Source organism: Rhodovibrio sodomensis, assembly GCF_016583645.1.
Taxonomy (GTDB): domain Bacteria; phylum Pseudomonadota; class Alphaproteobacteria; order Kiloniellales; family Rhodovibrionaceae; genus Rhodovibrio; species Rhodovibrio sodomensis.
The window spans coordinates 19,712-43,624 of the sequence record NZ_NRRL01000007.1; the positions used below are offsets into that span (position 1 = coordinate 19,712).

Sequence of the window (23,913 nt, forward strand, 5' to 3'; positions counted from 1 at the left end):
TCAAAACCTCATCCCCCGTATCGCCGCGCGGCTACGCCCGTGAAATCGGGCGGCGCGAAGCATCGATCCTGAGTCACGCCGGAGTCGCGGTCAAGAGTGTTGGCGGACTCAAGAGGTTAGGAGGCGTTCTTAAGAGCTTCTTGGACCGGTTTGAAGGACCGCCGGTGGTGCGCCGTCACGCCCAGCCGGGCCAGGGCGTCGCGGTGCTGGCGGGTGCCGTAGCCGGCGTTGGCGGCCCAGCCGTATCCGGGGTGCCGGAGGTCCAGTTCGGCCATCTCGCGGTCGCGCGCGACCTTGGCGACGATCGACGCGCCGGCGACCGACAGCGCCCGGCCGTCGCCGCCGACCACCGCCTGGGCCGGACACGCCAAGCCGTCCGGCACCTTGTTGCCGTCGATCAGGGCGTGCGCGGGCACCTGCGGCAGCGCGGCCACGGCGCGGACCATCGCCAGCATCGCCGCCCGCAGGATGTTCAGCCGGTCGATCTCGCCGACTTCCGCCCGGCCCAGGGCGTGCACCGCACAGGCGCGCAGGCCGTCCGCGATCTCGCGCCGTGCCGGGGCGCTCAGCGTCTTGGAATCGCGCAGCCGGGCGATCAGCGCCGGCGGCGCCGCCGCAGGGTCGAGCGCCAGGGCGCAGGCGACCACCGGCCCCGCCAGCGGCCCGCGCCCGACCTCGTCGACGCCCACCACCAGGCGCCCGGGCCCGGCCCCGGCGGCGGTCTCGAAGTCGAACGTCGGCGCGGGCTTTTCGGGCATACGCGGGCGCTGAACTTAAGCGGCGCGGTTACGCCGCCAGGCCCTTGGCGACCAGCTGGCTCATCCGGCGGGCGAACGCCGACGGGTCGCTGGGCGTCTCGCCCTCGACGATCCGGGCCTGGTCCAGCAGCAGCCAGGCGGCATCCGTCATCGGATCGCCGCTCCCGTTGGCCGCCGGCTGGCCGCCCTGGCTGGCGCGCTCGGCCAGCCGCTGGATCAGCGGGTGCTTGGGGTTGATCTCGAGGATCCGCTTGTTGGTCGGGACCGTCTGGCCGTGCTGGCGCAGCATGCGCTCCAGGTGGATGTCCATGTCGCCCTCGTCGGCGACCAGGCAGCACGCGCTGTCGGTCAGCCGCTGGGTCGACCGGACGTCCTTGACCTCGTCCTCCAGCGCGGTCTTCAGGAAGGCGACCAGGGTGCCGACCTGGCTGTCGTCGGGCTGATCCTGCTTCTCTTCCTCGCTGTCGGAGGACTCGTCTTCCTTGCCGGACTTGATGTCGTCCAGCTCCGCCGCGCCGCGGGTGACCGACTTGATCGGGTAGCCCTGGTACTCGCCGACCATCCAGGTCCAGAAGTCGTCGATCGCATCCGCCAGCAGCAGCACCTGGACGCCCTTGGCCTTGAAGCCCTCCAGCTGCGGGGACTTCTTCAGCGTGTCCAGATCGTCGCCGGTGATGATGTAGATCGACTGCTGGCCTTCCTTCATGGTCTGCACGTAGTCGTCCAGCGAGATCAGGCCGTCGCGTTCGCTGGAGCGGAAGCGCGCCAGGTCCAGCAGCTGGTCCTTGTGCTCCTGGTCCTCGTACAGGCCTTCCTTCAGCACCGCGCCGAAGTTCTCCCAGAACGTCTGGTAGGCCTCGGGCTCCTTGTCGGCCTTCTTCTTGAGCTCGCCGAGCACGCGGTTGACCAGCGTCTGCCGGATCTTCGCCACCGTCGGGTTGTGCTGCAGCATCTCGCGGGAGATGTTCAGCGGCAGGTCCTCGCTGTCGACCACCCCGCGCAGGAAGCGCAGGTAGGCCGGAACCAGGTCCTCGCACTGATCGGTGACGAACACCCGGCGGACGTACAGCTTCACGCCGTGCTGCCGGTCCGGGTGGAACAGGTTGTAGGGCTGCTGGGTCGGCACGAACAACAGGCAGGTATACTCGAGCTTGCCCTCCGCCTTGAAGTGCAGGCGCAGCCACGGCTCGTCCATCGCGTGGGCGACGTGGTGGTAGAACTCGGTGTACTGCTGCTGGCTGATCTCCGACTTCGGCCGGGTCCACAGCGCGGAGGCGGTGTTCAGCTGGTCCGGGCCGTTGCCTTCCCCATCACTTTCGGAGGGGTCCGGCCGTTCGCCCAGCAGGATCGGGATCGCGATGTGGTCGGAATAGGTCTGGACGATCCGGCGGATGCGCTGATCCTCCAGGAACTCGTCCTCGCCCTCCTTCAGGTGCAGGCGCACGCGGGTGCCGCGCGCCGGCGCCGCGTCGGTCTCCTCGATGGTGAACTCCCCTCGGCCGTCGGAAATCCAGCGCCAGCCCTGGCTTTCGCCGGCCTTGCGGGTTTCCACCTCGACCTTGTCCGCGACCACGAAGGCGGCGTAGAAGCCGACGCCGAACTGACCGATCAGGCTGGCCTTGTCGCTGTCGCCGGACTGCTGCAACTGCTCGACGAACTTGAGCGTGCCGGACGAGGCGATCGTGCCCAGGTTCTGCACCAGGTCGTCGCGGTCCATGCCGATGCCGTTGTCGATCACGGCGATCGTGCGCGCTTCCTTGGTGGGCACGACGTTGATCCGGAAGTCCGGATCGTCCTGCGTCAGCTCGGGCTGCGTGATCGCCTGGTAGCGCAGCTTGTCGCAGGCGTCGGAGGCGTTCGAGATCAGCTCGCGCAGGAACACCTCCTTGTTGGAATAGAGCGAGTTCGCAACGATATCCAGGAGTCGGCTGACCTCTGCCTGGAAGCTATGCGTCTCCTTCGCCATGGGGGCTCACCCGTCCTTCATGCGTGGTCGTGTTGGTCGCTTCGGCGTGTTCGGGGTCGCGGGCCGTTCGGGCGCGACGCGCGCAGCGCCCGTGCTGCTACGCCCGTGCCGCAGCGCCCGTGCTGGGGCCCAGCGTTGGGCCGATGTGTGCTCGGCGTGTGCCAGTGCTAGACTGCTCGGACCGCCGCCGCTCCTGAGACCGGGCGGCTGGGGCGCGGTCGGGCTAGCTGGCATATGTGGTCGCGGGGTCCCCGCTTGCAAGTGCAGGACCCGGCACCTGAACGACTCGCTCGAGACCCGCACGGAAACGAGGCCAAGCGCGATGGCGAGACCGACCGGTGACGGCGCGCCTGGACGGCATCAGACTGGACGGCATCAGACCGGACGCCCCCAGGACGGCGCGGCCTGGCCGCGCGCCGGGGAGCGCCGGCAGCTCGCCGACGCGGTCGCGCGGGAGGTGCGGGCGACCGCGCGCGAGCTCGGCTTCGACCGGCTGGACGACGACGTCCGCGCGGCGCTGGAACGGGTGCCCCGGCACCTGTTCGTGCCCGAGCGCGATCGCGCCGACGCCTACGCGAACCGGCCGCTGCCGATCGGCCACGGCCAGACGATCAGCCAGCCCTACATCGTCGCGATCACCACGCAGCTGTGCCGCCCGGGCCCGGACAGCCGGGTGCTGGAGATCGGCACCGGCTGCGGCTACCAGGCGGCGATGCTGGCGGAACTGGCACGCGAGGTGATCAGCCTCGAGGCGGTCCCGGAACTCGCCGAAAGCGCGCGCAGCCGGCTGACCGAACTCGGCTACGCCAATGTACGGGTGATCGCCGGCGACGGCTCGCACGGCCGGCCCGACGCGGCGCCGTTCGACGCGATCGCGGTGACCGCCGCCGCGCCGGCCAGCGTGCGCGCCGCGCTGGCCGAGCAGCTCGCCCCCGGCGGCCGGCTGGTCGTCCCGGTCGAGCCGGACGGCGGGCGTGCGCTGATGGGCGCGCAGGACCTCTGCCTGGTCACCAAGGACGCGGACGGGCGAACCCACAGCCGCAGCGTCCTGCCGGTCGCCTTCGTCCCGCTGATCGCCGGCGACCGCCGGGCCTGACTGCACGCGATCCGCGAAAGCGTAACCTGGAAACACGTAATACGGCTAATCTTTGTTTTCGGCACGAGCGCTGACGTGTATCCTCGCGGCCGGCCCGCGGCATCGACGCGGTCCGCTTGTCCGAGTCTCCATCCGGCAGCCCATGTCCTCAGCTTTCGTCGTCCCGCTGAAGGAGTTGCGTCTGGTCGAACCGGACGCGCTGACGATGCCGGCCGCGCACGCGTGGCTCGGCTATTGGCGCGAACTGTGTGAGCGGGCGCCGGACGGCATGGCGCGCCGGGCCGACCTGGACCTGATCCGCGACCGCCCGCAGCTCGCCCGGCTGGCGGTCTGGATCGAGGTGCTGACGGACGACTACCGCTTCATCCTGGCCGGGGAAGACGTCCGCGCGCTGTTCGGCCGGTCGATCAAGGACCTGAAGCTGTCGGAGATCCGCTTCACGGGCTGTGCCGAGACCACCTGGCGGCAATACGACGCGGCGGTCGAGACCCGGCAGCCCTGCTGTTCGATCGGTAGGTATTATTTCAGCGATGCCTCCAGCTATCAGGTCGGCGGAACCAGGGCCACGCGGGAAATGGCGATGCTGCCGTTCGTCAACCCCGATGGCGCGGTCGACCGTCTGTTGGCTGGGATGGCGTTCGATACCCGGCAGCCGCGGCTCTCCGCCTTTTCTTGAAGGAAGGGCAAGAGTCAGCTGTAAGGTGAGTCGCCGTCTCGGACTCTCGCCTCGGACGCGCTCTCTTTCGAGGCATTGAAGCCTATCTGCATGATATCGTATGTTTACATCGCGTCGGTGTCCGGCTGCAATCGCGCAGGCCGCGGCCCACGTCCCCGTCCGGTCCCACCTTGTGTCCTTCAACGTGACCTTACAGCCCTCTCTGCCCGTCGCCCCGGCGTCGCCCCGGCTCAGGGCTTTCCACGCTTATTGGCGCGGCCTCGCGCCGGCGGGCGCCGTGCCGGCCTATCGCGGCTTCGACGTGGTCCATGTCCCGCGCGATCTGCTGGCGTTCCTGCTCCTGCTGGAGGTGCTCGACGGCGGGGCGGACTTCCGCTACCGCGTCGTCGGCACTGGCGTGGTCGACGCGATCGGGCGCGACTTCACCGGCGAGACGGTGAGCGAGTACCGCCACCGCCACGAGCCGCCCGGGGTCGCCGACGGCTACCGCCGCGTCTGCAGCCTGCAGGCGCCGGACCTCTACCAGGGCACGCTGGAATCGGTGGGCAAGGGGTTCATCCGTTACGAACGGCTCGCGCTGCCGTTCGCCGACGACTCGGGCCGGGTCGGCCACGTCCTGGCGTGCTTCCAGTTCGAGCGCGCGGCCGGCTGACCGGCCGGGGCCGCGGGCGCGCCCCGCGCCGGCCCCCGCCCGCATCCTTGCACGCGCGGCCCGCGTATCCGATCCTGACCGCATCATGCTGACCCACACGCCGCGCCCCGACGACGGGCCCGGAACGGTCAAGGCCGTGCTCGGCCCGACCAACACCGGCAAGACGCACCTCGCGATCGAGCGCATGCTGGGGCACACCTCCGGCATGATCGGCTTCCCGCTGCGCCTGCTCGCGCGCGAGAACTACGACAAGGTCGTTCAAAAGAAGGGCCGCGGGCAGGTCGCGCTGGTGACCGGCGAGGAGAAGATCCTGCCGCCCAACCCGCGCTATTTCCTGTGCACGGTCGAATCCATGCCGGTCGACCGGCCGGTCGAGTTCCTGGGCGTCGACGAGATCCAGCTGTGCGCCGACCCGGAGCGGGGGCACGTCTTCACCGACCGGCTGCTGCACGCCCGCGGCCTGTCGGAGACGATGTTCATGGGCTCCGACACCATGCGGGCGATGATCCGCGAGCTGGTGCCGCGCGCCGAGATCTCCTCGCGGCCGCGGCTGTCGACGCTGCGCTACGACGGCGCGCGCAAGCTCACCAAGCTGCCCGCGCGCTCGGCCGTGGTCGCGTTTTCCGCATCCGACGTCTACGCCACGGCCGAATTGATGCGCCGCAACCGCGGCGGCACCGCCGTGGTGCTGGGCGCGCTCAGCCCCCGCACCCGCAACGCCCAGGTGCAGATGTTCGAGGAGGGCGAGGTCGACTATCTGGTCGCCACGGATGCGATCGGCATGGGCCTGAACCTGAACCTGGACCACGTCGCGTTCGCCCGGCTGAACAAGTTCGACGGCCGGATGCCCCGGCGCCTGACCGCGCCGGAGGTCGGCCAGATCGCCGGGCGCGCCGGCCGGCACATGTCCGACGGCACCTTCGGCACCACCGCCAACATCGGCGAGATCGACCCCGAGATCGTCGACGCGGTCGAGCACCACGCCTTCGAGCCGGTCGAGTCGCTGTGCTGGCGCAACCGCGAGCTGGACTTCAAGTCGCCGCAGGCGCTGATCAAGAGCCTGGAGGCCGCCCCGCCGGCCGCCGCCCTGACCAAGGCGCGCGACGCCGAGGACTACAACGTCCTGTGCCAGTTCGCCCGCGATCCCGAGATCGCCGAGATGACGACCGACCAGGGCGCGGTCCGGCTGCTCTGGGAGGTCTGCCAGATCCCGGACTTCCGCAAGGTCCTGTCCGACCAGCACACCCGCCTGTTGGCGCAGATCTACCGCTACCTGATGCGTTCGGACGGCGCGCTGCCGGAAGACTGGGTGGCCAAGCAGTTGGACCAGCTGGACAAGACCGAAGGCGATATCGATACGCTGGTGCAACGAATCGCCTACGTCCGGACCTGGACCTACATCACCCACCGCGGCGACTGGCTGCACGACAGCGCGCACTGGCAGGCCCGCGCCCGGCAGATCGAGGACAACCTGTCGGACGCGCTGCACGACACCCTGACCAACCGCTTCGTCGACCGCCGGTCGGCCACGCTGATGAAACGGCTGAAGGACGGCTCCGACCTGATCGGGGCGGTCCGGCGCGGCGGCGAGGTGCTGGTCGAGGGCGAGTACGTCGGCCGCCTGCACGGCCTGAGCTTCGAGCTCGACGGCGAGGCGAAGGGCGAGGACAAGCGCCCGCTGCAGGCCGCCGCCCGGCGCGCGCTGTCGACCGAGATCCCGCGCCGGATCAAGCAGCTGGAGAGCGACAACGACGGCGCCATCGCGCTCACCGACGCCGGCGGCCTGACCTGGCGCGGCGAACGGGTCGGCCGGCTGGAGCCGGGGGAAACGCCGCTCAAGCCCAAGGTCGCGGCGGTCGACAGCGACTTCCTGGACGGCGCCCAGCGGGAGCGCGTGCGCAAGCGCCTGGCCGACTGGTTCGACCGGCACCGGCGCAACAAGCTGGCCCAGCTGTTCACCCTGGCCGAGGCGGAACTGCCGGCACGCGCCCGCGGCCTGGCGTTCCAGCTGGTCGAGGCGCTCGGCGTGGTCGACCGCGCGGAGGTCGCCACCCACGTGCGCGAGCTCGGCCGGGACGAGCGCAAGCAATTGAACCAGCTGGGCGTTCGGATCGGCCGGCAGAGCCTGTGGCTGCCAGCATTGCTGCATCCCCGGGCGATCCGGATGAAGGCGCTGTTGACCAGCCTGCACCGCGGCCAGCCGATCGAAGCCCTGCCGACCAGCCGGGCCGCGGTGATCCGGCCGGGCGTGGAGCTCGACGACGCCGCCTGCCGCGCGCTCGGCTACCGCCGGATCGAGCCGCCGCGCCGCGGCCGGTCGCGCGTGCGCACCCAGGAGGCGGCGGTGGCGGTGCGCGTCGACGCGCTGGAGCGCCTGGCGGGGGCGCTGCACAAGCTGAACCCGGCCGGCCCGTTCACACCGGTGGGCGAGTTGGCGCAAATCCTGGACGGCGACCGATCCGCGCTGGAGCTGGCGCTGCCGCTGTTGGACTACCACCCCTACGGCCGCGACGGCGCGGCGCCGGCGTTCCGGCCCAAAGGCAAGCCGAAGGCCGAGAAGCGCAAGCCCGCCCCGCGCCCGCCGCGGGTGAAGGCGGACACCGCGCCCGCCACCGCGACGGCGGCGGATCCGCCCGCCGAGGCGCCGCGGCAGGCCGGCCAGGCGGGGGTCGAGGCGGGTGCCCCGGTCGACGCCAAGCCGGCGACCAAGCGCCGCCGGCGTAAGCCCAAGCCCGGCGGTCAGCCGCCGGCCGCGTCGGCCGACGCCCAGAACGCCGACGACGCGCAGCCGAGCGCCGACACCGACCAGGCGGACACGCACGGCAAGCCGAAACCGCGGAAGCACGCGGGCCAGAAGCGCCCGGCGCCGAAAAACACGGGCCGGACGCACACGGGCCCGAACGGCGGTCGGGCCGGTCAGCCGGCGGATCGCCCGGCGGACCGCAAGCCCAAGGGCAAGCCGCGCCCGGCGGAGGTCGACCCCAACCACCCCTTCGCCAAGCTGAAGCACATCACCTTCGCCAAGTGACCGCGCGCCAAGTCCCTGCGCGCCAGACCACGGCGCGCCAGACCACCGCGCGAGCGAGAGAGACCTGCGCCGGATGAGCGAGCAGCGCGACGACCAGACCCGGGATCCAGCCGATCCGGCGACCGCGGCCCCGGTGGGCGACGCCGCGCCGCCGACCCAGGCGGCGCCCAAGCCGGACCCGAACGCCCCCGGCATCCGCTGTGACAAGTGGCTCTGGCAGGCGCGCTTTTTCAAAAGCCGCACGCTCGCCGCCAAGGCGGTGCAGGGCGGGATCCGGCTGTCCGGGGAGAAGACCGACAAGCCGAACCGGTCGGTGCGGGTGGGCGACGTCCTGACCTTCCAGCAGGGCCGCACGATCCGGGTGATCCGGGTGGAGGCGCTGGGCACCCGCCGGGGTCCGGCGGCGGAGGCCCAGACGCTGTTCACCGACCTGGATCCGCCGCAGCCCAAGCCCAAGACCGGCCCCAAGACCGGCCCCAAGACCGGCAAGGCCCCGCCGCCCGGCGCCGAACGCCCGAAAGGCGCCGGCCGCCCGACCAAACGCGAACGCCGCCAGCTCGACAAGCTGCACGGCACCGACGACGTGATTTAGAGCAAAATCGATGAAGGTCCAGTCGACCTTCACCGTGAATTTTGCTCTAACTGCTTGAAGAGAGAGCAAGATTCAGCTGACAGGTGGCTTCACCTTTCAGCATCTTGCTCTAGCCGGCCGCGGCGCCGATCGGGCGTCACGGCCATCGCAGCGGGTCCGCTCTGCCGCGAGAGAGACTTTTGCACGCGGGCACCAGCGTCCGTGGGGTGCTTCGACACGCCAGCCTGCGGCTGGCTACTCACCATGAAGGTGTATGTAATCGTTTGACAAATTTACAACTTCATCCTGAGTAGGACGCCGAAGGCGTCCGTGTCGAAGGACCCACACGGGCGCCCACGCGAGCTGCGCAAAAGTCTCCTCACAGGCGAAGGGGATGGCAAGTCCGCCCATCCCAAAACCCCGCTTGCCCTCGCGCGCCGGGTCGCTTACCTGATCGACCATGACCGACCCGATCCCGCTTGTCGCCCTGCCCGCCTGCCGGTGGGAGAAGGGCGGGCAGAGCTACCACACGATCGGCGACAAGTACGTCCGCGCGGTCGCGGCGGCGGGCGGGTGCCTGCCGATGATGCTGCCCAGCCTGAGCGGGTCGCTCGATCTGGACGACCTGATCGGTAAGCTGGATGGCCTGGTGCTGACCGGCAGTCCGTCCAACGTGCATCCCGAGCGCTACGGCGACGCGGCCAGTGACAAGGCGGAGCCGTACGACGTCTGGCGCGACGCGGTGACCCTGCCGCTGATCCGCAAGGCGGTCGAGGCTGGCCTGCCGCTGCTGGCGATCTGCCGCGGCTTGCAGGAACTGAACGTCGCCTTCGGCGGCACGCTCCATCCCAAGGTGCACGAGGTCGCGGGCCGCGACGACCACCGCCGGCCGCAGGCGGACGACCTGGACACGCAGTACGGCCCGCGCCACACCGTCGAGCTGGCCCCCGACGGCCAGCTGCGCGCCGTGCTGGGCAGCGGCCAGGTCGACGTCAATTCGCTGCACCACCAGGCGGTGCGCGAGATCGCGCCGTCGCTCAAGCTGGAAGGCTGGGCGCCCGACGGCACGGTGGAGGCGCTGTCGCGGCCCGGCTCACCCGGCTTCCTGCTGGCCGTGCAGTGGCACCCGGAATACCGGGCGACCGGCGACCCGGTCTCCGCCCGGCTGTTCCAGGCGTTCGCCGGCGCCGCGCGCGAGCGCGCGCGCCTGCGTCAAAATGCCGCAAATGTGCGCGCGGTCTCCTGAGCAAACCGCTGGAATCGCGTGTGCCGCCGCGTGTCGGCAGCGGATGTGCGTGCGACAGACCTCATATGTTCGTGATCCGTCCATTGATCCGTCCGCGCGCGGGGCCATGTTTCTGGTAACGGCCGGATCCGCAACGGCCGGCCATAGCGGCGCGGACGTGTTCCCCTGCCGACCGCGCCGCGGCTCCGATCGGAGCTTGGAACGCCCGGCCTCCCCCCGACCGGGCGTTCCTCCGTTTGGGCCCCTGAGTCGCCTCCGAATGCGCCAGTCTTGCGTGAAGCCCAATCTCGCGTTGAGCCCAGTCTTGCGTTGAGCCCAGTCTTGCGTTGAGCCAGGTCGCGGCACCGGCTAGCTTGCGCCGGCCATGCGTGTTGCCACTTATAACGTCAATTCCATCCGAATCCGGCTGCACTGTCTGGACCAGCTGGTGCAGGACGGGCAGCCGGACGTCATCTGCCTGCAGGAAACCAAGGTCACCGACGACGCCTTTCCGTACGACCACGCCGCCCAGCTGGGCTATCCCCACGTCGCGGTGCGCGGGGAGAAGTCGTACAACGGCGTCGCCATCCTGTCCCGCCACCCGTTCGAGGCGGAGGAGCGCTGGAGCTGGTGGGGCCAGGGCGACAGCCGGCATCTCAAGGTGACCTTCCGGGACGCGTTCGAGCTGCACTGCTTCTACGTCCCGTCCGGCGGCCCCGATCCGGACCCGGAGAAGAACCCCAAGTTCGCGCACAAGCTGGGTTTCCTGGACGAGATGACGGCCTGGGCGCGGGACGCGCGGCTGTCCGGCCGGAAGGTCGCGATCCTGGGCGACTTCAACGGCGCCCCGCTGGAAAACGACGTCTGGAACCACAAGAAGATCAAGCGCCAGGTCGGCCACACCCCGCTCGAATCCGAGAAGATGGCGACCCTGCTCGACGCCGGCGGCTTCGTCGACGTCGGCCGGCGCTTCGTGCCGCCGGAGCAGTTCCTGTTCACCTGGTGGGGCTACCGCCACCCGCAGTCGTTCCAGAAGAACTACGGCTGGCGCCTGGACCACGTCTGGGTCACCCCGCCGCTCGCCGACCACCTGCAGCACCACCAGGTGCTCTCGCACGCCCGCGCCTGGGAGCGCCCGAGCGACCACGTCCCGGTGCTGGTGGATTTGAAGTAGCGGGGGCCCGGCCGGGAGATGCGCCTCCCCCGGCTTGCATGTCGCCCTCGCCTCGACTGGGCGGAGAGGGCTGGGGAGAGGAGGTGAACAGGTCCTCCGAGGTGGCGCGGCAGCCGCCTCCCCTAACTAACCCCTCCTCCGACGCGGAGGAGGGACATAGCGGAAGCGTCACCGCCACAGTTTGACGCCGTACTTGTCTTCCAGACCCTTGTACAGGTGGGCGACCTGCTCGCCGTAGCCGTTGAACTTCTGGGTCGGCACTTCCTTGGGGCTGGCGGCGAAGCCGATGTCGTCGGTCGACTGCAGGAACTTCTCGGTGGCCTGCGACCAGCGCGGATGGTCGACCTCCGGGTTCACGTTGGCCCAGAAGCCGTACTCGTTGCCCTGCACCTCGTGCCAGAAGGTCAGCGGTTTCTGGTCGGTGAAGCTGAAGCGCACCAGTCCCTTGGCGGACTTGAAGCCGTACTTCCACGGCACCGCCAGGCGCAGCGGCGCGCCATTCTGCTGCGGCAGCGGGTGACCGTAGGCGCCGGTGACGAGGAAGGCGAGCTCGTTGGTCGCCTCCTCGATCGTCAGCCCCTCGACGTAGGGCCAGGGGTACCAGCTGGCCCGCTGACCGGAGGCGACGTCCTTGTCGAGGAAGGTCTCCATCCGGACGTACTTGGCGCTCGACAGCGGCCGGGCGAAGTCGACCAAGGCGGCCATCGGGAAGCCGCTCCAGGGCACGTTGATCGACCAAGCCTCGACGCAGCGGTGGCGGTACAGGCGCTCCTCCAGCGGCATCCGCTTGATCAGGTCGTCGATGTCGACCGTCTTTTCCTGCTCGACCATACCGTCGATCTCGACGGTCCAGGGGCGCACCGGCATCTCGCGCGCCTCTTGCCAGATCGTCTTCGACGAGCCGAACTCGTAGTAGTTGTTATAGGTGGAGACGAGCTTCTCGGTCGACAGCGGCCGCTCCAGGGTATAGGCGCCGTTGCGCTCGAACGGATAGATGCCCTTGGTCGGATCGTTGGCGGGCGGACCGACCGCCTCGGCCGCCTCGGCCGGGTTGGCGAACGGCACGGCGGCGGTCGCGGCGGCGACGCTGCCGGCGGCGAACAGGCGGGCGAACTCCCGCCGGTTGTAGAAGGCCGCGGCGTCCGTGGCCGCCGAGTCCGGCAGGTCCCAGGCGCGCTTGCGCTTGATCGGCATGATCGTCCCCTCAGGTATGGATGGCGTGCGAACGTCCGCCCGGTAAATGGCGCCAATGCCCGGTTCCGGCAAACTCACGACTGCGCGAGCGTGCCCGGCCGGCGGGCGAGCAGCATCAGGTTAAGCCCGTTCAGGACGGCGTACAGCTGGTCGAATTGCCGGCGCGCGGCGTCCGGATCGAGCCCGGCATCCTGGGCGCACAGCGCCTGCACGATCTCGCCGATCGTGCGCGTGCCGTCGACCCGGCGCAGGAATGGGGCGGTCAGGCGGGGCAGCGGAAAGCTGCGCTTCTCGCCGTCCAACGTCACCGTTAGCGTGGGCGACGCCCCGGCCAGCCGGTCGGCGAGCGCGGCCGGGTCGCTGCCCGGCATCACCGGCACCGCGGCGTCGTTCGGCCGGGCCACGGGATCGCCCGCGCCCGCCGGCACGGCGTAGGCGATATGCTTCTTCATCGTCCCGGTCAGTCGTTCGGCGAACGCCGCGCGCTCGATCGGGCCGGCCTCGGCCAGCGGGCGCAGCAGCTTGGGGTCGTTCAGATAGCTCGCCGGGTCGTAGCGCGCCGGCTCCAGGAACGCTGCCGGGCGCAGGTCGCCCGCCGGCAGCAGCCGGGCGAATTCCGGCACGGTATAGCTGCGGTCGCGGGCGTGCAGCAGCAGGTCGACCAGTTCCGCGTCGCTGCGCTTGTGGTCGCCGACGAACGGGTTGCGGCGCAGCCAGTTGCTGCCGGGCAGCCGGTCCCACAGCCGGCGCGCGACCGCGACCTGCTCGGCGAGCGGCCGGTCGCCCGCCAGCTGCGCCAGCATCTGCTGCATCGGGTAGACCCCGGTCCGGCCGTACGGGGCGTAGACCATCACCCCCAGTCCGCCGCCGACCGTGGCGACGTCCGGGCGCAGCGCCCGCGCCAGCGCCCGCGCCCCGGCCGGCGGGTCTTCCAGGTGGTGCAGGACGCCGCAGCAGTCGATGTAATCGAACCCGCCGAGGCCGAGGTCGTCCAACGCCAATAGGCTGCCGGTGACGAACGCGACATTGGTCAGCCCGCGCGCGGCGGCCCGCGCCTCCGCGATCTCGCGCGCGGCCGTCGACATGTCGAGGTAGACCACCTCCCCGCCGCCGGCTTCGGCCAGCTGCTGAGCCAGCATGATCGCGGCGTCGCCGGTCCCGCCGCCCGCGACCAGCGCCTTGAAGCCCTGCCGCACGTCCAACCGGCCGGCGTAGAGGTAGTGGCGAATCTCCGCCAGATGGCTGGGCGAGCCGGTGACCAGCCGCGTCGCCTCGTCCCCGGGATCGCGGTGGGGATAGGGGAATTGCTCGTACTGCCGCCGGACGGGATCGTCGTGTTGGTCGGCCATCGCCGCTAGCCGTCCCGCACCTGCACGACCAGCTTGCCGGTCGCCTTGCGGCCCTTCAGATCGCTCAATGCCTGCACCGCGTCCTGCAGCGGGTAGGTCCGCGAGATTCGCGGATGCAGGCGGCCGGACCCGTACCAGGCGAACAGGTCCTCGAACTGCCGGCGCATCAGTTCCGGGGCGCGGGCGCGGTAGCTGCCCCAGTACAGGCCCATCACGCTGACGTTCTTGACCAGCAAATGGTTGGCCTTGGGCCGCGGGACCGTGCCGCTGGCGAAGCCGATCACCACGATCCGGCCGCACCAGGCGATGCAGCGCATCGAGGCGTCGAACACCTCGCCGCCCACGGGATCGAACACGACGTCGGCGCCGTGCCCGTCGGTCACCTGCTTGACCGCCGCGCGGATGTCCTGGGCCTTGTGGTCGATCGTGTGGTCGGCGCCGTGGGCGGCCGCGATCGCGGTCTTCTCCGGTCCCCCGGCGGTGGCGATCACGCGCGCACCCAGCGCCTTGCCGACCTCGACCGCGGCCAGGCCGGCGCCGCCGGCCGCACCGTGGACCAGCAGCGTCTCGCCGCGTTTCAGCTGCGCGCGCCACACCAGCGCGCCGTGGGCCGTGCCGTAGGTGATCGGGCAGCCGGCGGCGGTCGCCATGTCCATCGCCTCGGGCAGCGCGAACACGTCGGCCGCCCGGGCGACCGCGACCTCCGCGAAACCGCCGGAATCCAGGATCGCCAGCACCCGCTGGCCGGGGGTCGGGCTGTCCACGCCGGGGCCGCGCGCGCGCACCGTGCCGGCGACTTCCAGCCCCGGGGCGAACGGCGGCTCGGGGGTGGCCTGATAGCTGCCCGCGACCATCAGCGTGTCGGCGTAGTTCAGCCCGGCGGCGGCGACCTCGATCGCGACCGCGCCCGGCCCGGGCTCGGGCACCGGCGCATCGGTCTCCAGCGTCAGCGTGTCGAGCGCTCCGTGCTCGCGGCAGGCGATCCGGCGCATCGCAGGCGTCCTCTGTGGTTACTCGCCCAGGCCCGGGAAGTTCGCGGCCGGCCGGATCTCGCCCACCGTGCGGCCATCGCGCGCGGTCACCGCGGGATTGGCGTGACCGGCCAGGGCGTCGCCCGCGGCGCCGTCCAGCAGCTGCAGCCGGGTTAGCAGGCGCAGCAACGCGACCTCGGCCGCGCGCCCGGCGCCGTCGTCGATCTTGAGCGCGAGGCCCAGCCCCAACTCCGGCAGCGCCGCGCCGTACACCCCCTCCGCGCCGGTCTTGGCGAGGCAGCGGGGGCCCAGTGCCTGCGCGATCGCGCTATCCAGCCGGTCGGTCCCGGCGATCATCCGCGGCTGCGCGGCGAGCGCGTGCCGCAGGCGCCGGCAGGCGGCCTGGCGGCGTTCCGGCTGGTCGTCCGCGGCGCCGAAGCGGGCCATCGCCAGCGCCAGGTTGCCGAGCGGCAGGGCGATCGTCGGGATGCCGCAGCCGTCGATCCCGCGCGGCTGCGCGGTCAGGTCATCCAGCCCGGTCATCTGCTCCAGCACGCCCAGCACCCGCTGCTGGACCGGGTGCGCGAAGCCGACGTAGCCGCGGGTCGGCGCGCCCAGCTGCCGGGCCAGGGTCAGGAACCCGGTGTGCTTGCCGGAGCAGTTGTCGTGCCGGCCGTCCCAGGCCTGCCCGGCGCGCGCCAGGGCCCGGGCGCTCGGCTCGTGCTTGGGCGCATGGCCGCCGCACGCCAGGTCGCCCGCGCCCAGACCCAGCCGGGCCAGCCAGCCGGTCACCGCCTCGACCTGGTCGGGTTCGCCGTTGTGGCTGGCGCAGGCGATCGCCAGTTCGGCGTCGCTCAACGCGAACGCATCGGCGGCGCCGCTTTCGATCAGCGGCAGCGCCTGGATCGGCTTGATCGCGGAGCGCGGGAACACCGGCGCCGCGACGCGGCCGGCCGAGAGCACCACGCGCCCGTCCGTGTCGACCACCGCGAACGCGCCGCGGTGCCGGCTTTCCACCGCGCCGCCGCGGGTCACCTCGACCAGCACCGGATTGTTGGCGGACTCGGCGGGCGCGTCGAACGGCATGGCGGGGCGTGAACCTGCGAAACTGGCGGGCAAGCGGCGATCTTTCGAACCTGCCGGGATGCCCGCCCGGAAGCCGTGAGCGGCGGGCCTGACGGGGCGGCAGAAACCGCGAATCACCTTGCCTTGGGGGGAGGGGGCATGCAAGGTACCGGGCGCCATGCGAGGGTACTTCGGGATCGGCGTCGAAGGGATCAGCAAGCCCATGAACCTGGGCAACCTGATGCGCTCCGCGCACGCCTTCGACGCGTCGTTCTTCTTCACCGTCAACGCGGCCTTCGACGCCCGCGCGGTGGCGCAGTCCGACACCTCCGCGGCGACCCAGCACGTCCCGCTGTACGTGTTCGACCGGACCGACCAGCTGCTGCTGCCGCGCGGCTGCCGGCTGATCGGGATCGAGTTCACCGACGATTCGGTCGAGCTGCCGAGCTTCAAGCACCCGCTGATGGCGGCCTACGTGCTGGGGCGCGAGCGCGGCAGCCTGACGCCGGAGATGCAGGCGCGCTGCGACGCCGTGGTCAAGATTCCGACAAAGTTCTGCGTGAACGTCGCCACCGCCGGGGCGATCGTGATGTACGATCGCGTGATTTCTCTGGGGCGCCATGCGCGCCGGCCGGTCGGCCTGCAGGCCGCGCCCGAGCAGGTGTCCCGGCCGGCCGGCCATGCGCCGCCGATCGGGCAGCGCGGGCCGGAACCCACACCAGGGCGCAACGACGACTCGACACGGCCCGTCCAGCCAGCGCAGGCTCACGCGCACACCGCATCCGGCGGCACGCCGGAAGACACCGGGGGCACCTAGGCAGCTTCCTGGCACGACATCGGGACGCCGCGGGCCGCGTGGGGCGCGACCCTATCGTCGCAACGGGCCCGACGCGCCAGGCCACCACACCGCTCGTGACGCACACACGCACGACGACGACAACGCTACAGAGGATCGGGATGCACCTGTACCGGTTGAGGACCCTTCTCGCGACCGCCGCCGTGGCGGTGACGGTCGCCCTGCCGCTGCTGCTTGCCAGCGCGGCGCAGGCCCAGGACATCAAGAGCCTTGGCCAGTTCGAGGACTGGCGCGCCTTCACCTTCCAGGAGGACGGCAACAAGGTCTGCTACATGGCCAGTCAGCCGCAGAAGGAAGAAGGCGACTACACCCGGCGCGGCGAAGTCTACGCCATGGTGACCCACCGCCCGGCGCAAGGCACCCAGAACGTGGTCAGCTTCGTGATCGGCTATCCGTTCAAGGAGGACAGCCGGGTCAACGTGTCGATCGACGGCAAGGGCTTCACCTTGTTCACCCACAAGGACACCGCCTGGGCCCCGGACAAGGAAACCGACCGGGCGCTGGTGCAGGCGATGCGTGCCGGGCGCACGATGATCGTGAAGGGCGTGTCCGACAGCAACACGGAGACGACGGATACCTATTCCCTGCTCGGCTTCACGGCCGCGCACAACACGATCAACGAAGCCTGCAACGTCGACTGAAGACCGCTGCCGGCTGCGGCGCCCGACTGATCCCCCTCCTTCCAAATCGAGGAGAGGCGAGCGGTTTGCATCCCAAACCGGCGTTTTCCTTGTCCCGCCCGCTGCGCGAGGTTATCTACGCGGACATGAGCACGCAGGCGCACGAAACTGGGTTCCAGCCGCCCCGGCACGGGCCGTTCAAGGCCGGCCCGCGCACCCCGGCCGAGCGGCGGACCCCGCTGGTCGGGATGGACCGGGGTGAGCTGACGGCGTTCGTCGAGCAATTGGGCGAGCCCAAGTTCCGCGCCAAGCAACTGTACCATTGGATCCATCACCGCGGCGCCACCGACTTCGACCAGATGACCACTCTGGCGAAGGGTCTGCGCGCGCGCCTGCCCGAGGTCGCCTCGCTCGACCGGCCGATGGTCAAGGACAAGCAGGTCAGCCACGACGGCACGATCAAGTGGCTGCTGCGCCTGGCGGACCTGCAGGAGGTCGAGGCGGTGTTCATCCCGGAGGAGGACCGCGGCACGCTGTGCATCTCCTCCCAGGTCGGCTGCACCCTGACCTGCCGGTTCTGCCATACCGGCACCCAGCGCCTGGTGCGCAACCTGTCCGCCGGCGAAATGCTCGGCCAGATCATGCTGGCGCGCGACGAACTGAACGAGTGGCCGACGCCGAAGGACGGCCGGCGCCTGACCAACATCGTCCTGATGGGCATGGGCGAGCCGCTGTATAACTACGACGCGGTCGCCAAGATGATCCGCCAGGCGATGGACGGCGACGGCCTGGGCTTCTCGCGCCGGCGGATCACGCTGTCGACCAGCGGCGTGGTGCCGATGATGCAGCCGTGCGGCGAGGAGTTGGGCGTCAACTTGGCCGTCTCCCTGCACGCGGTCGACGACGCCACGCGCGACTACCTGGTGCCGCTCAACAAGAAGTATCCGCTGGACCAGCTGATGGCGGCCTGCCGGGCCTATCCGGGGCTGAACAACGCCCGCCGGATCACCTTCGAGTACGTCATGATCGATGGCGTCAACGACAGCCCGGCGGAGGCCCGCCAGCTGGTCCGCCTGCTCGACGGCATCCCGGCCAAGGTCAACCTGATCCCGTTCAACCCTTGGCCGGGCACCGAGTTCGAATGCTCCAGCCCGGAGGCGATCGAGCGGTTCTCCGACATCCTGTACGCGGCCAACCTGTCGGCCCCCGTGCGCACCCCGCGCGGGCAGGACATCATGGCCGCCTGCGGCCAGCTGCGCTCGGAAAGCCAGCGCCAGAAGAAGTCCGTGCGCGACGCCGCGGCGCCGGCCGCCGCCGAACCGGCCGGGTAGCTGGCGCGCATGCAAGCTCACGCTCAGGACGGTGGCGGCGGCACGGGTGGCATGGCCGGTGAGGGCATGGGCGGCCCGGGGCCGATGGGGCCCGGCATGGCCCCCGGCTTCAGCATCGCGGTCACGCTCGGCTTTTCGCTGCTGCTGATCTACCCGTTCTGGCGGATCTACCGCCGGGCCGGGCTCAATCCCTGGTTCAGCCTGCTGGTGCTGCTGCCCTACGTCGGTCTCCCGGCGGCCGCGGGGATCCTGGCGTTCCAGAGCTGGCCGAACGGCGAGAGCCGGCGCGCGGGCAAGGGCGTGTTCGCGCCCAAGTCTTCCGGCGGCGGGAGCGGCTGAGCCATGGGTCTGGGCGGCTTCCTGTTCGAGATCGCGATCGCCGTGCTGCTGGTCTGGCTGCACGCCCGGATCGCCACCAAGGCCGGCTTCTCGCCGCTGTGGGCGCTGACCGCCCTGGTCCCGCCGGCTTATCTGGTGGCCGCCTGGTTCGCGGCGTTCATCCGCTGGCCGAAGGACGACGAGGCCCCGGCCGACGCCGCGATGGACGCGCCGGACGAAGGCTGAGCACAGCGCGTCCCCGCCGACCCCGCGCGTTCCCGGCACGTTGCCGCCGCGCGTGGCCGTGCGGTAAACTGCGGGCCATGGCCGGGCTCAGCGATCAGGACCGGGATCTCTTACGGCGCTTCGAGGCGCGCGTGCGCGACGCCCTGCCCGGGCGCGTCGAGCGCGTGGTCGCCTTCGGCTCCCGCGCCCGCGGCGATCACGCGGCGGACAGCGACCTCGACGTCGCGGTGTTCGTGCGCGGGCTGACCCGCGAGGACGACCGCGTCTTGAGCCGCGTTGCCGCCGAATTCCTGGGACACGGTGAGCCGTTCCTAAGTGCGCTCGGCTTCGACGCGGCACGCTATCACGAGACCAACTTCCTCTTGCGCAACATCCGCACCGAAGGCGTCGGCGCATGACGCCCGAGGCTGAGCCGCACCGGCGACAGGCGCAGCGGTTCGTGCGGCAAGCGGACAAGTTCGATGCCGAGGAAGACCCGGAAGCCGTCATTCATTACGGCTACTACGCGATCTACCACGCCGGTGTCGCAGCACTCTTGCAGGTCCATGGCACCGCCCCAAGCAAGCACGGCAAGGTGAACGACGCGATCGCGCAACTTGCCCGCAACACCGTGGGCTCGGGGCAGGAAGCGGCGATCCGGCACGCGGTGGTGCAGGCGTATAAGTTTCGCGTCCGGGCCGATTATTTGGCCGACACGCCGATCGCGCAACGACAGGCGGACGCGCGGGAGATCCTTGCGTGTCGCGATGAGGTCCTGAAGTTCTGTCGACAGATCGTCGAAACCGCCCAGACCTAAACCCCCCCCCCGCCCGCCTGTTCCTGAAATGTTGCCGTCGGTTGTGCCGGCGCGGTAAACTCCGTGCCATGGCCGGGCTCAGCGACCAGGACCGGGATCTCTTGCGGCGCTTCGAGGCGCGCGTGCGCGAGGCCCTGCCCGGGCGCGTCGACCGGGTGGTCGCGTTCGGCTCCCGCGCCCGCGGCGACCACGAGGAGGACAGCGACCTCGACGTCGCGGTGTTCGTGCGCGACTACCGGTACGAGGATCGCGCTGCCGTGGTGAGGGTGGCGTCGGAGTTTTTGGGCGAGGAGCCGGTTTATCTCCAGGCGATGGCATTCGAAGCCAGCCGCTATGACGAGACCAATTTCTTTTTCCGGAACATCCGCACCGAAGGCGTTACGGCGTGAGCGGCGAATATCAGGCCTATCTGGACAAATCCCGGCGCTTACGAGCTGAAGCGGAAGCCATTTCTCCGACCCAGGCTCCGTCCGCCGTGATCAGCGCGTGCTACTATGCGGCTTTCCACGCCGCTATCGCCGCCTTGCTTGCGGTTCACGGGACGGCGCCAACCAAACACGGCACGGTTCACGACGCGCTGGCCAAACTTGCCAAGGCCCGGGAGCCTGAGGCCGATGCGGCAGCTATTAAGGATGCGCTTGAGCGGGCTTATGAAATGCGTATCCGCGCCGACTACGAACCCGACGCCCGGCCCGAGGAGACGCGCGTCAACGCGGAGCGTATCTCCGAACTGCGCGACACCGTGATTGCCTTCTGCGACCGGGTGATCGACGGCGGGTAAGGCCGACGCGCGACGCCCTGCCCGGGTGCGTCCGCCGCGCGCTGGATTTGCGCCCGCGAGCCGACGACGTTATCGCCCTGTATGCGCGGCGGCTGGATCACGAAGCCGCCCGGCGTCCAGTCTCCTTGCCCCACACCGCCTAATCCCTATACTCCGCGCGCGCCGGGCCCGCGGGTCCCAAAAGTGCGCCCGAGACACCCAAGACAAGCGCGAGAGCGGCGATGAGCGACGTCAAGAAGGTCGTGCTGGCCTATTCCGGCGGCCTGGACACCTCGGTGATCCTGAAGTGGCTGCAGGAGACCTACGGCTGCGAGGTGGTGACCTTCACCGCCGACCTGGGCCAGGGCGAGGAGCTGGAGCCCGCGCGGCGCAAGGCGGAGCAGCTCGGCATCAAGCCCGAGAACATCTACGTCGACGACCTGCGCGAGGAGTTCGTGCGCGACTTCGTCTTCCCGATGTTCCGCGCCAACGCCGTCTACGAGGGCGAATACCTGCTGGGCACCTCGATCGCCCGGCCGCTGATCGCCAAGCGCCAGATCGAGATCGCGCGCGCAACCGGGGCCGACGCCGTCTGTCACGGCGCGACCGGCAAGGGCAACGACCAGGTCCGCTTCGAGCTCGGCTACTACGCGCTCGAGCCCGGCATCAAGGTGATCGCGCCGTGGCGCGAATGGGACCTGAACTCGCGCACCAAGCTGCTCGACTTCGCGGAGAAGCACCAGATCCCGATCGCCAAGGACAACATGGGCGAGGCGCCATTTTCGGTCGACGCCAACCTTCTGCACATCTCCGCCGAGGGCAAGGTGCTGGAGGACCCCTGGGAGACCGCGCCCGAATACGTCCACACCCGCACGACCGCGCCGGAGGACGCGCCCGACCGGCCGACCCGGATCACCATCGACTTCGAGCGCGGCGACCCGGTCGCGGTCGACGGCGACACGCTGTCGCCGGCCGACCTGCTGGCGCGGCTGAACCAGCTGGCGGGCGACAACGGCATCGGCCGGCTGGACATCGTGGAGAACCGCTTCGTCGGCATGAAGTCGCGCGGCGTCTACGAAACCCCGGGCGGCACCATCCTGCTGGCCGCCCACCGGGCGATCGAATCGCTCACCCTCGACCGCGAGGCCGCGCACCTCAAGGACGAGCTGATGCCGCGCTACGCCACGCTGATCTACAACGGCTTCTGGTGGGCGCCGGAGCGCGAGATGCTGCAGGCCCTGATCGACCGCAGCCAGGCGCACGTCACCGGCCGCGTCCGGCTCAAGCTCTACAAGGGCAACGTGACCGTCGAGGGCCGCCGCTCCCCGGAGTCGCTGTACAGTCAGGAGCACGTCACCTTCGAGGAGGACACGGTCTACGACCAGCGCGACGCCGAGGGCTTCATCAAGCTGAACGCCCTGCGGCTGCGTCTCTCCGGCCGGCAGAAATAGCCGCCGCTAAGCGCCTGTTAACCCGCGGATGCGTACGGTTCCGGGCCGAGCGTGGGCCGTATAGGGAAAGCAGGAGCCGTGTGGCCGTTCAGCCCGTCCAAATCGAAAGCCGCCGATTCGGGCTCTGGCGGGTCCGCCGGCGCTTCCGGGCCGCTGGTGCGCGCGCGGATCGACCGCAAGGTCCACCCGGTCACGCAGTTCGACCGCGCCACCGTGACGATCGACGGCGTCACCGAGGACATGGTGCCCCGCCAGCGCTTCCAGTTCGCCTTCTGCCTCGAGGTCGACGGGGAGGAGGTCGAAGTCCCGACCCGCGGCACCGTGGTCGAGGTCAAAGGCAAGCAGGTGGTCGCGACGTACCTGGCGCCGCAGCCCTATTACCAGAAGCTGATGCGCCGCGCGCTCAGCCAGCGCGCCGCGTAACCGGGCGGCCCGGGGCGCTGGCCCCGGATGCCGGGCGGCAGCCACAGGCCCGATCGAATACCGCCCGGCGCATGGCCGTTCAATGCGGCGGCAGCGCGCTGACCCCGATCAGCCAGGGGTGCAGGTGCATCACCGCGGCGTAGACCGCCAGGCCCGCCACCGGTCGCCACAGGCCGAGACCCTTCCAGTCCATCTTGGTGCGCCCCGCGATCAGGGCGGCGAACGGGATCAGGCTGGTGGTCAGCTGGATCGGGCCCCAGCCCGCGCCCATCTGGTGCTGGCGCTTCATGTCGATGTGCACCATGCCGCCCAGCGACAGGATCAGCATCCCGGCGAACACCACGATCGACGCCGCGTCGCCGTTGACGCACAGGTGCGACAGCGACCACAGCGCCGCGCCCCACAGGAAAGGATGCCGGGTGATGCGCAGAATCCCGGGCGCCGGGTCTTCCGGGCCCAGCTCGGCCGCGCGCTTGTCGCCGCCGACCATGGTCGGGCTGCGGGTGGTCACGCCCGAGACCACCAGCACCGCCGCGACCGGGTTCAGCACGGTGGGGATCCAGTACAGCTCGATCGGCGGGTACCAGACCGGGACCGGCGGCGCGGCGCCGTAGGCCACCACCAGCCACAACAGCGCGCCCGTCATCGCCAGCGAATAGACGGTGGTGAAGCCCTGGGCGCCGAGGAACTTGACCGCGGGATCGCGCAGCGTCTGGCTGGACAAAAGAAAGTGACCGCCCACGAAGAACACCGTGGCGGCGAACAGGGCGTCGAGGGTTCCAAGCATGGGTGCGGCGGGGCTTTCGCGGCTGGTGGGTCGCTCGGGCGGCGCCGCCGACGGTCGAAACCATCCACGGCCTTGCCCGCGACGTCGGGCCGGCGCCCTGTCGTCGGCGCGGATTGGTGCCGGCCTTGTGGCGCCGGGCTGAACCGTGCGACAAGCCGGGCCGCCGCCGCAAGCCCGGTAACCCCGGAACAGGACCTTTTGCCGCGATGACCGAGCGCCCCGACACGCCCGCCGCCGGCGATGCCGACGGCGCCGCCGAGCCGAACCGCCCGAAGCGGACCGAGGACAGCGACCCGCTGGCGGGCGAGATCCTGCGCCTGGTCGAGCAACGCGGGCCGGGCAAGTCGATCTGCCCCAGCGAGGTCGCCCGGGCGTTCGCCGAGCAGCGGCGCAAGCCGACCGACCCGCCGGACCTATGGCGCAAGTACCTGCCGGCGGTGCGCCAGCAGGCCAAGAACCTGGCCCGCCAGGGCCGCATCTCGATCCTGCGCCGGGGCAAGCCGGTCGACCCGACGGTCCCGGTCAAAGGCGTGGTCCGGCTGAGTTTGCCGGTGGAGATCGGTGGGCATACCGGCGGGTCTGAGTAAGCGGTGGCGGCGG

General features: G+C 70.5%; 26 protein-coding genes. 19 read left to right on the forward strand and 7 right to left on the reverse strand.

Annotation, left to right across the window (positions count from 1 at the left end; all coding sequences use genetic code 11):
* Nucleotides 1–116: 116 nt before the first annotated feature.
* Both rnhB and htpG read right to left on the reverse strand, forming a co-directional pair.
* Nucleotides 117–758, reverse strand: coding sequence for a ribonuclease HII (gene rnhB / locus CKO28_RS05325; RefSeq protein ID WP_200339528.1), 642 nt, complete (start codon nucleotides 756–758; stop codon nucleotides 117–119).
* Between the two features lie 28 nt (nucleotides 759–786).
* Nucleotides 787–2,724 carry a molecular chaperone HtpG gene (gene htpG / locus CKO28_RS05330; RefSeq protein WP_200339530.1) on the reverse strand — a complete coding sequence of 646 codons (1,938 nt, stop codon included), beginning with the start codon at nucleotides 2,722–2,724 and terminating at the stop codon, nucleotides 787–789.
* Nucleotides 2,725–3,046: 322 nt separating this feature from the next.
* On the opposite strand from htpG, the gene CKO28_RS05335 reads away from it, so the two are divergent.
* The 7 genes from CKO28_RS05335 (at nucleotide 3,047) to xth (ending at nucleotide 11,146) form a co-directional block, all read left to right on the forward strand.
* Nucleotides 3,047–3,820, forward strand: a complete 774-nt coding sequence (locus CKO28_RS05335) for a protein-L-isoaspartate(D-aspartate) O-methyltransferase (RefSeq protein ID WP_200339532.1) — start codon at nucleotides 3,047–3,049, stop codon at nucleotides 3,818–3,820.
* A gap of 142 nt (nucleotides 3,821–3,962) precedes the next feature.
* Entirely contained in the window at nucleotides 3,963–4,496 is a 534-nt protein-coding gene (locus CKO28_RS05340) for a PAS domain-containing protein (RefSeq protein ID WP_200339534.1), read from the forward strand.
* Nucleotides 4,497–4,596: 100 nt separating this feature from the next.
* The gene (locus CKO28_RS05345; protein WP_242480349.1) at nucleotides 4,597–5,148 is read left to right on the forward strand and encodes a PAS domain-containing protein; all 552 of its coding nucleotides are present in this window, start codon (nucleotides 4,597–4,599) and stop codon (nucleotides 5,146–5,148) included.
* An 85-nt stretch (nucleotides 5,149–5,233) separates the two neighbouring features.
* Nucleotides 5,234–8,176, forward strand: coding sequence for a helicase-related protein (locus tag CKO28_RS05350; protein WP_200339538.1), 2,943 nt, complete (start codon nucleotides 5,234–5,236; stop codon nucleotides 8,174–8,176).
* A gap of 73 nt (nucleotides 8,177–8,249) precedes the next feature.
* The gene (locus CKO28_RS05355; protein ID WP_200339540.1) at nucleotides 8,250–8,768 is read left to right on the forward strand and encodes an RNA-binding S4 domain-containing protein; all 519 of its coding nucleotides are present in this window, start codon (nucleotides 8,250–8,252) and stop codon (nucleotides 8,766–8,768) included.
* Between the two features lie 439 nt (nucleotides 8,769–9,207).
* Nucleotides 9,208–9,993: a gamma-glutamyl-gamma-aminobutyrate hydrolase family protein gene (locus CKO28_RS05360; protein WP_200339542.1), complete on the forward strand. Its 786-nt coding sequence runs from the start codon at nucleotides 9,208–9,210 to the stop codon at nucleotides 9,991–9,993.
* Nucleotides 9,994–10,357: 364 nt separating this feature from the next.
* Nucleotides 10,358–11,146 carry an exodeoxyribonuclease III gene (gene xth, locus CKO28_RS05365; protein ID WP_200339544.1) on the forward strand — a complete coding sequence of 263 codons (789 nt, stop codon included), beginning with the start codon at nucleotides 10,358–10,360 and terminating at the stop codon, nucleotides 11,144–11,146.
* 168 nt (nucleotides 11,147–11,314) lie between these two features.
* Here the strand turns inward: xth and msrP are convergent, their stop codons facing one another.
* From msrP to CKO28_RS05385, 4 genes are all read right to left on the reverse strand, one after another.
* A complete protein-coding gene (gene msrP, locus CKO28_RS05370; protein WP_200339546.1) occupies nucleotides 11,315–12,340 on the reverse strand; it encodes a protein-methionine-sulfoxide reductase catalytic subunit MsrP in 1,026 nt (341 codons plus the stop codon).
* Between the two features lie 74 nt (nucleotides 12,341–12,414).
* On the reverse strand, nucleotides 12,415–13,689 hold the full coding sequence (locus CKO28_RS05375; protein ID WP_200339548.1) for a class I SAM-dependent methyltransferase: 1,275 nt from the start codon (nucleotides 13,687–13,689) through the stop codon (nucleotides 12,415–12,417).
* Nucleotides 13,690–13,694: 5 nt separating this feature from the next.
* Nucleotides 13,695–14,681: an NADPH:quinone oxidoreductase family protein gene (locus CKO28_RS05380; RefSeq protein ID WP_200339550.1), complete on the reverse strand. Its 987-nt coding sequence runs from the start codon at nucleotides 14,679–14,681 to the stop codon at nucleotides 13,695–13,697.
* 18 nt (nucleotides 14,682–14,699) lie between these two features.
* On the reverse strand, nucleotides 14,700–15,746 hold the full coding sequence (locus CKO28_RS05385) for an asparaginase (protein WP_200339552.1): 1,047 nt from the start codon (nucleotides 15,744–15,746) through the stop codon (nucleotides 14,700–14,702).
* 157 nt (nucleotides 15,747–15,903) lie between these two features.
* Between CKO28_RS05385 and CKO28_RS05390 the strand changes: the two genes are divergently transcribed.
* From CKO28_RS05390 to CKO28_RS05440, 11 genes are all read left to right on the forward strand, one after another.
* A complete protein-coding gene (locus tag CKO28_RS05390; protein WP_200339554.1) occupies nucleotides 15,904–16,542 on the forward strand; it encodes an RNA methyltransferase in 639 nt (212 codons plus the stop codon).
* Nucleotides 16,543–16,697: 155 nt separating this feature from the next.
* The gene (locus CKO28_RS05395) at nucleotides 16,698–17,222 is read left to right on the forward strand and encodes an invasion associated locus B family protein (protein WP_242480350.1); all 525 of its coding nucleotides are present in this window, start codon (nucleotides 16,698–16,700) and stop codon (nucleotides 17,220–17,222) included.
* Nucleotides 17,223–17,347: 125 nt separating this feature from the next.
* The gene (gene rlmN, locus CKO28_RS05400) at nucleotides 17,348–18,532 is read left to right on the forward strand and encodes a dual-specificity RNA methyltransferase RlmN (protein WP_200339644.1); all 1,185 of its coding nucleotides are present in this window, start codon (nucleotides 17,348–17,350) and stop codon (nucleotides 18,530–18,532) included.
* Between the two features lie 9 nt (nucleotides 18,533–18,541).
* Nucleotides 18,542–18,871: a hypothetical protein gene (locus tag CKO28_RS05405; protein ID WP_200339558.1), complete on the forward strand. Its 330-nt coding sequence runs from the start codon at nucleotides 18,542–18,544 to the stop codon at nucleotides 18,869–18,871.
* Between the two features lie 3 nt (nucleotides 18,872–18,874).
* On the forward strand, nucleotides 18,875–19,096 hold the full coding sequence (locus CKO28_RS05410) for a hypothetical protein (RefSeq protein WP_200339560.1): 222 nt from the start codon (nucleotides 18,875–18,877) through the stop codon (nucleotides 19,094–19,096).
* A 77-nt stretch (nucleotides 19,097–19,173) separates the two neighbouring features.
* The gene (locus CKO28_RS05415) at nucleotides 19,174–19,494 is read left to right on the forward strand and encodes a nucleotidyltransferase domain-containing protein (RefSeq protein WP_200339562.1); all 321 of its coding nucleotides are present in this window, start codon (nucleotides 19,174–19,176) and stop codon (nucleotides 19,492–19,494) included.
* Nucleotides 19,491–19,892 carry a HEPN domain-containing protein gene (locus tag CKO28_RS05420; protein WP_200339564.1) on the forward strand — a complete coding sequence of 134 codons (402 nt, stop codon included), beginning with the start codon at nucleotides 19,491–19,493 and terminating at the stop codon, nucleotides 19,890–19,892. The genes CKO28_RS05415 and CKO28_RS05420 overlap by 4 nt, the downstream gene beginning before the upstream one ends.
* 68 nt (nucleotides 19,893–19,960) lie before the next feature.
* Nucleotides 19,961–20,281, forward strand: coding sequence for a nucleotidyltransferase domain-containing protein (locus tag CKO28_RS05425; RefSeq protein WP_200339566.1), 321 nt, complete (start codon nucleotides 19,961–19,963; stop codon nucleotides 20,279–20,281).
* Nucleotides 20,278–20,673 carry a HEPN domain-containing protein gene (locus tag CKO28_RS05430; RefSeq protein ID WP_200339568.1) on the forward strand — a complete coding sequence of 132 codons (396 nt, stop codon included), beginning with the start codon at nucleotides 20,278–20,280 and terminating at the stop codon, nucleotides 20,671–20,673. The genes CKO28_RS05425 and CKO28_RS05430 overlap by 4 nt, the downstream gene beginning before the upstream one ends.
* Nucleotides 20,674–20,894: 221 nt before the next feature.
* Nucleotides 20,895–22,103, forward strand: coding sequence for an argininosuccinate synthase (locus CKO28_RS05435; protein ID WP_200339570.1), 1,209 nt, complete (start codon nucleotides 20,895–20,897; stop codon nucleotides 22,101–22,103).
* A 78-nt stretch (nucleotides 22,104–22,181) separates the two neighbouring features.
* A complete protein-coding gene (locus CKO28_RS05440; protein WP_200339572.1) occupies nucleotides 22,182–22,526 on the forward strand; it encodes a hypothetical protein in 345 nt (114 codons plus the stop codon).
* A 79-nt stretch (nucleotides 22,527–22,605) separates the two neighbouring features.
* On the opposite strand, the gene CKO28_RS05445 is transcribed toward CKO28_RS05440, so the two are convergent.
* Nucleotides 22,606–23,313, reverse strand: a complete 708-nt coding sequence (locus CKO28_RS05445; protein WP_200339574.1) for an NnrU family protein — start codon at nucleotides 23,311–23,313, stop codon at nucleotides 22,606–22,608.
* A gap of 206 nt (nucleotides 23,314–23,519) precedes the next feature.
* On the opposite strand from CKO28_RS05445, the gene CKO28_RS05450 reads away from it, so the two are divergent.
* Nucleotides 23,520–23,900: a DUF3253 domain-containing protein gene (locus CKO28_RS05450; protein ID WP_200339576.1), complete on the forward strand. Its 381-nt coding sequence runs from the start codon at nucleotides 23,520–23,522 to the stop codon at nucleotides 23,898–23,900.
* Nucleotides 23,901–23,913 lie beyond the last annotated feature (13 nt).

Excerpts from the sequence above, each read along its gene's own strand:
- CKO28_RS05350 (WP_200339538.1), top strand. The coding sequence starts at position 5,234 with ATGCTGACCCACACGCCGCGCCCCGACGACGGGCCCGGAACGGTCAAG.
- CKO28_RS05405 (WP_200339558.1), top strand. The coding sequence starts at position 18,542 with ATGCAAGCTCACGCTCAGGACGGTGGCGGCGGCACGGGTGGCATGGCC.
- rlmN (WP_200339644.1), top strand. The coding sequence starts at position 17,348 with ATGAGCACGCAGGCGCACGAAACTGGGTTCCAGCCGCCCCGGCACGGG.
- CKO28_RS05425 (WP_200339566.1), top strand. The coding sequence starts at position 19,961 with ATGGCCGGGCTCAGCGACCAGGACCGGGATCTCTTGCGGCGCTTCGAG.
- xth (WP_200339544.1), top strand. The coding sequence starts at position 10,358 with ATGCGTGTTGCCACTTATAACGTCAATTCCATCCGAATCCGGCTGCAC.
- htpG (WP_200339530.1), bottom strand. The coding sequence starts at position 2,724 with ATGGCGAAGGAGACGCATAGCTTCCAGGCAGAGGTCAGCCGACTCCTG.
- CKO28_RS05375 (WP_200339548.1), bottom strand. The coding sequence starts at position 13,689 with ATGGCCGACCAACACGACGATCCCGTCCGGCGGCAGTACGAGCAATTC.
- CKO28_RS05450 (WP_200339576.1), top strand. The coding sequence starts at position 23,520 with ATGACCGAGCGCCCCGACACGCCCGCCGCCGGCGATGCCGACGGCGCC.
- CKO28_RS05335 (WP_200339532.1), top strand. The coding sequence starts at position 3,047 with ATGGCGAGACCGACCGGTGACGGCGCGCCTGGACGGCATCAGACTGGA.
- CKO28_RS05390 (WP_200339554.1), top strand. The coding sequence starts at position 15,904 with ATGCGAGGGTACTTCGGGATCGGCGTCGAAGGGATCAGCAAGCCCATG.
- CKO28_RS05345 (WP_242480349.1), top strand. The coding sequence starts at position 4,597 with ATGTTTACATCGCGTCGGTGTCCGGCTGCAATCGCGCAGGCCGCGGCC.
- CKO28_RS05355 (WP_200339540.1), top strand. The coding sequence starts at position 8,250 with ATGAGCGAGCAGCGCGACGACCAGACCCGGGATCCAGCCGATCCGGCG.
- CKO28_RS05415 (WP_200339562.1), top strand. The coding sequence starts at position 19,174 with ATGGCCGGGCTCAGCGATCAGGACCGGGATCTCTTACGGCGCTTCGAG.
- CKO28_RS05340 (WP_200339534.1), top strand. The coding sequence starts at position 3,963 with ATGTCCTCAGCTTTCGTCGTCCCGCTGAAGGAGTTGCGTCTGGTCGAA.
- CKO28_RS05380 (WP_200339550.1), bottom strand. The coding sequence starts at position 14,681 with ATGCGCCGGATCGCCTGCCGCGAGCACGGAGCGCTCGACACGCTGACG.
- rnhB (WP_200339528.1), bottom strand. The coding sequence starts at position 758 with ATGCCCGAAAAGCCCGCGCCGACGTTCGACTTCGAGACCGCCGCCGGG.
- msrP (WP_200339546.1), bottom strand. The coding sequence starts at position 12,340 with ATGCCGATCAAGCGCAAGCGCGCCTGGGACCTGCCGGACTCGGCGGCC.
- CKO28_RS05420 (WP_200339564.1), top strand. The coding sequence starts at position 19,491 with ATGACGCCCGAGGCTGAGCCGCACCGGCGACAGGCGCAGCGGTTCGTG.
- CKO28_RS05385 (WP_200339552.1), bottom strand. The coding sequence starts at position 15,746 with ATGCCGTTCGACGCGCCCGCCGAGTCCGCCAACAATCCGGTGCTGGTC.
- CKO28_RS05410 (WP_200339560.1), top strand. The coding sequence starts at position 18,875 with ATGGGTCTGGGCGGCTTCCTGTTCGAGATCGCGATCGCCGTGCTGCTG.
- CKO28_RS05445 (WP_200339574.1), bottom strand. The coding sequence starts at position 23,313 with ATGCTTGGAACCCTCGACGCCCTGTTCGCCGCCACGGTGTTCTTCGTG.
- CKO28_RS05435 (WP_200339570.1), top strand. The coding sequence starts at position 20,895 with ATGAGCGACGTCAAGAAGGTCGTGCTGGCCTATTCCGGCGGCCTGGAC.
- CKO28_RS05360 (WP_200339542.1), top strand. The coding sequence starts at position 9,208 with ATGACCGACCCGATCCCGCTTGTCGCCCTGCCCGCCTGCCGGTGGGAG.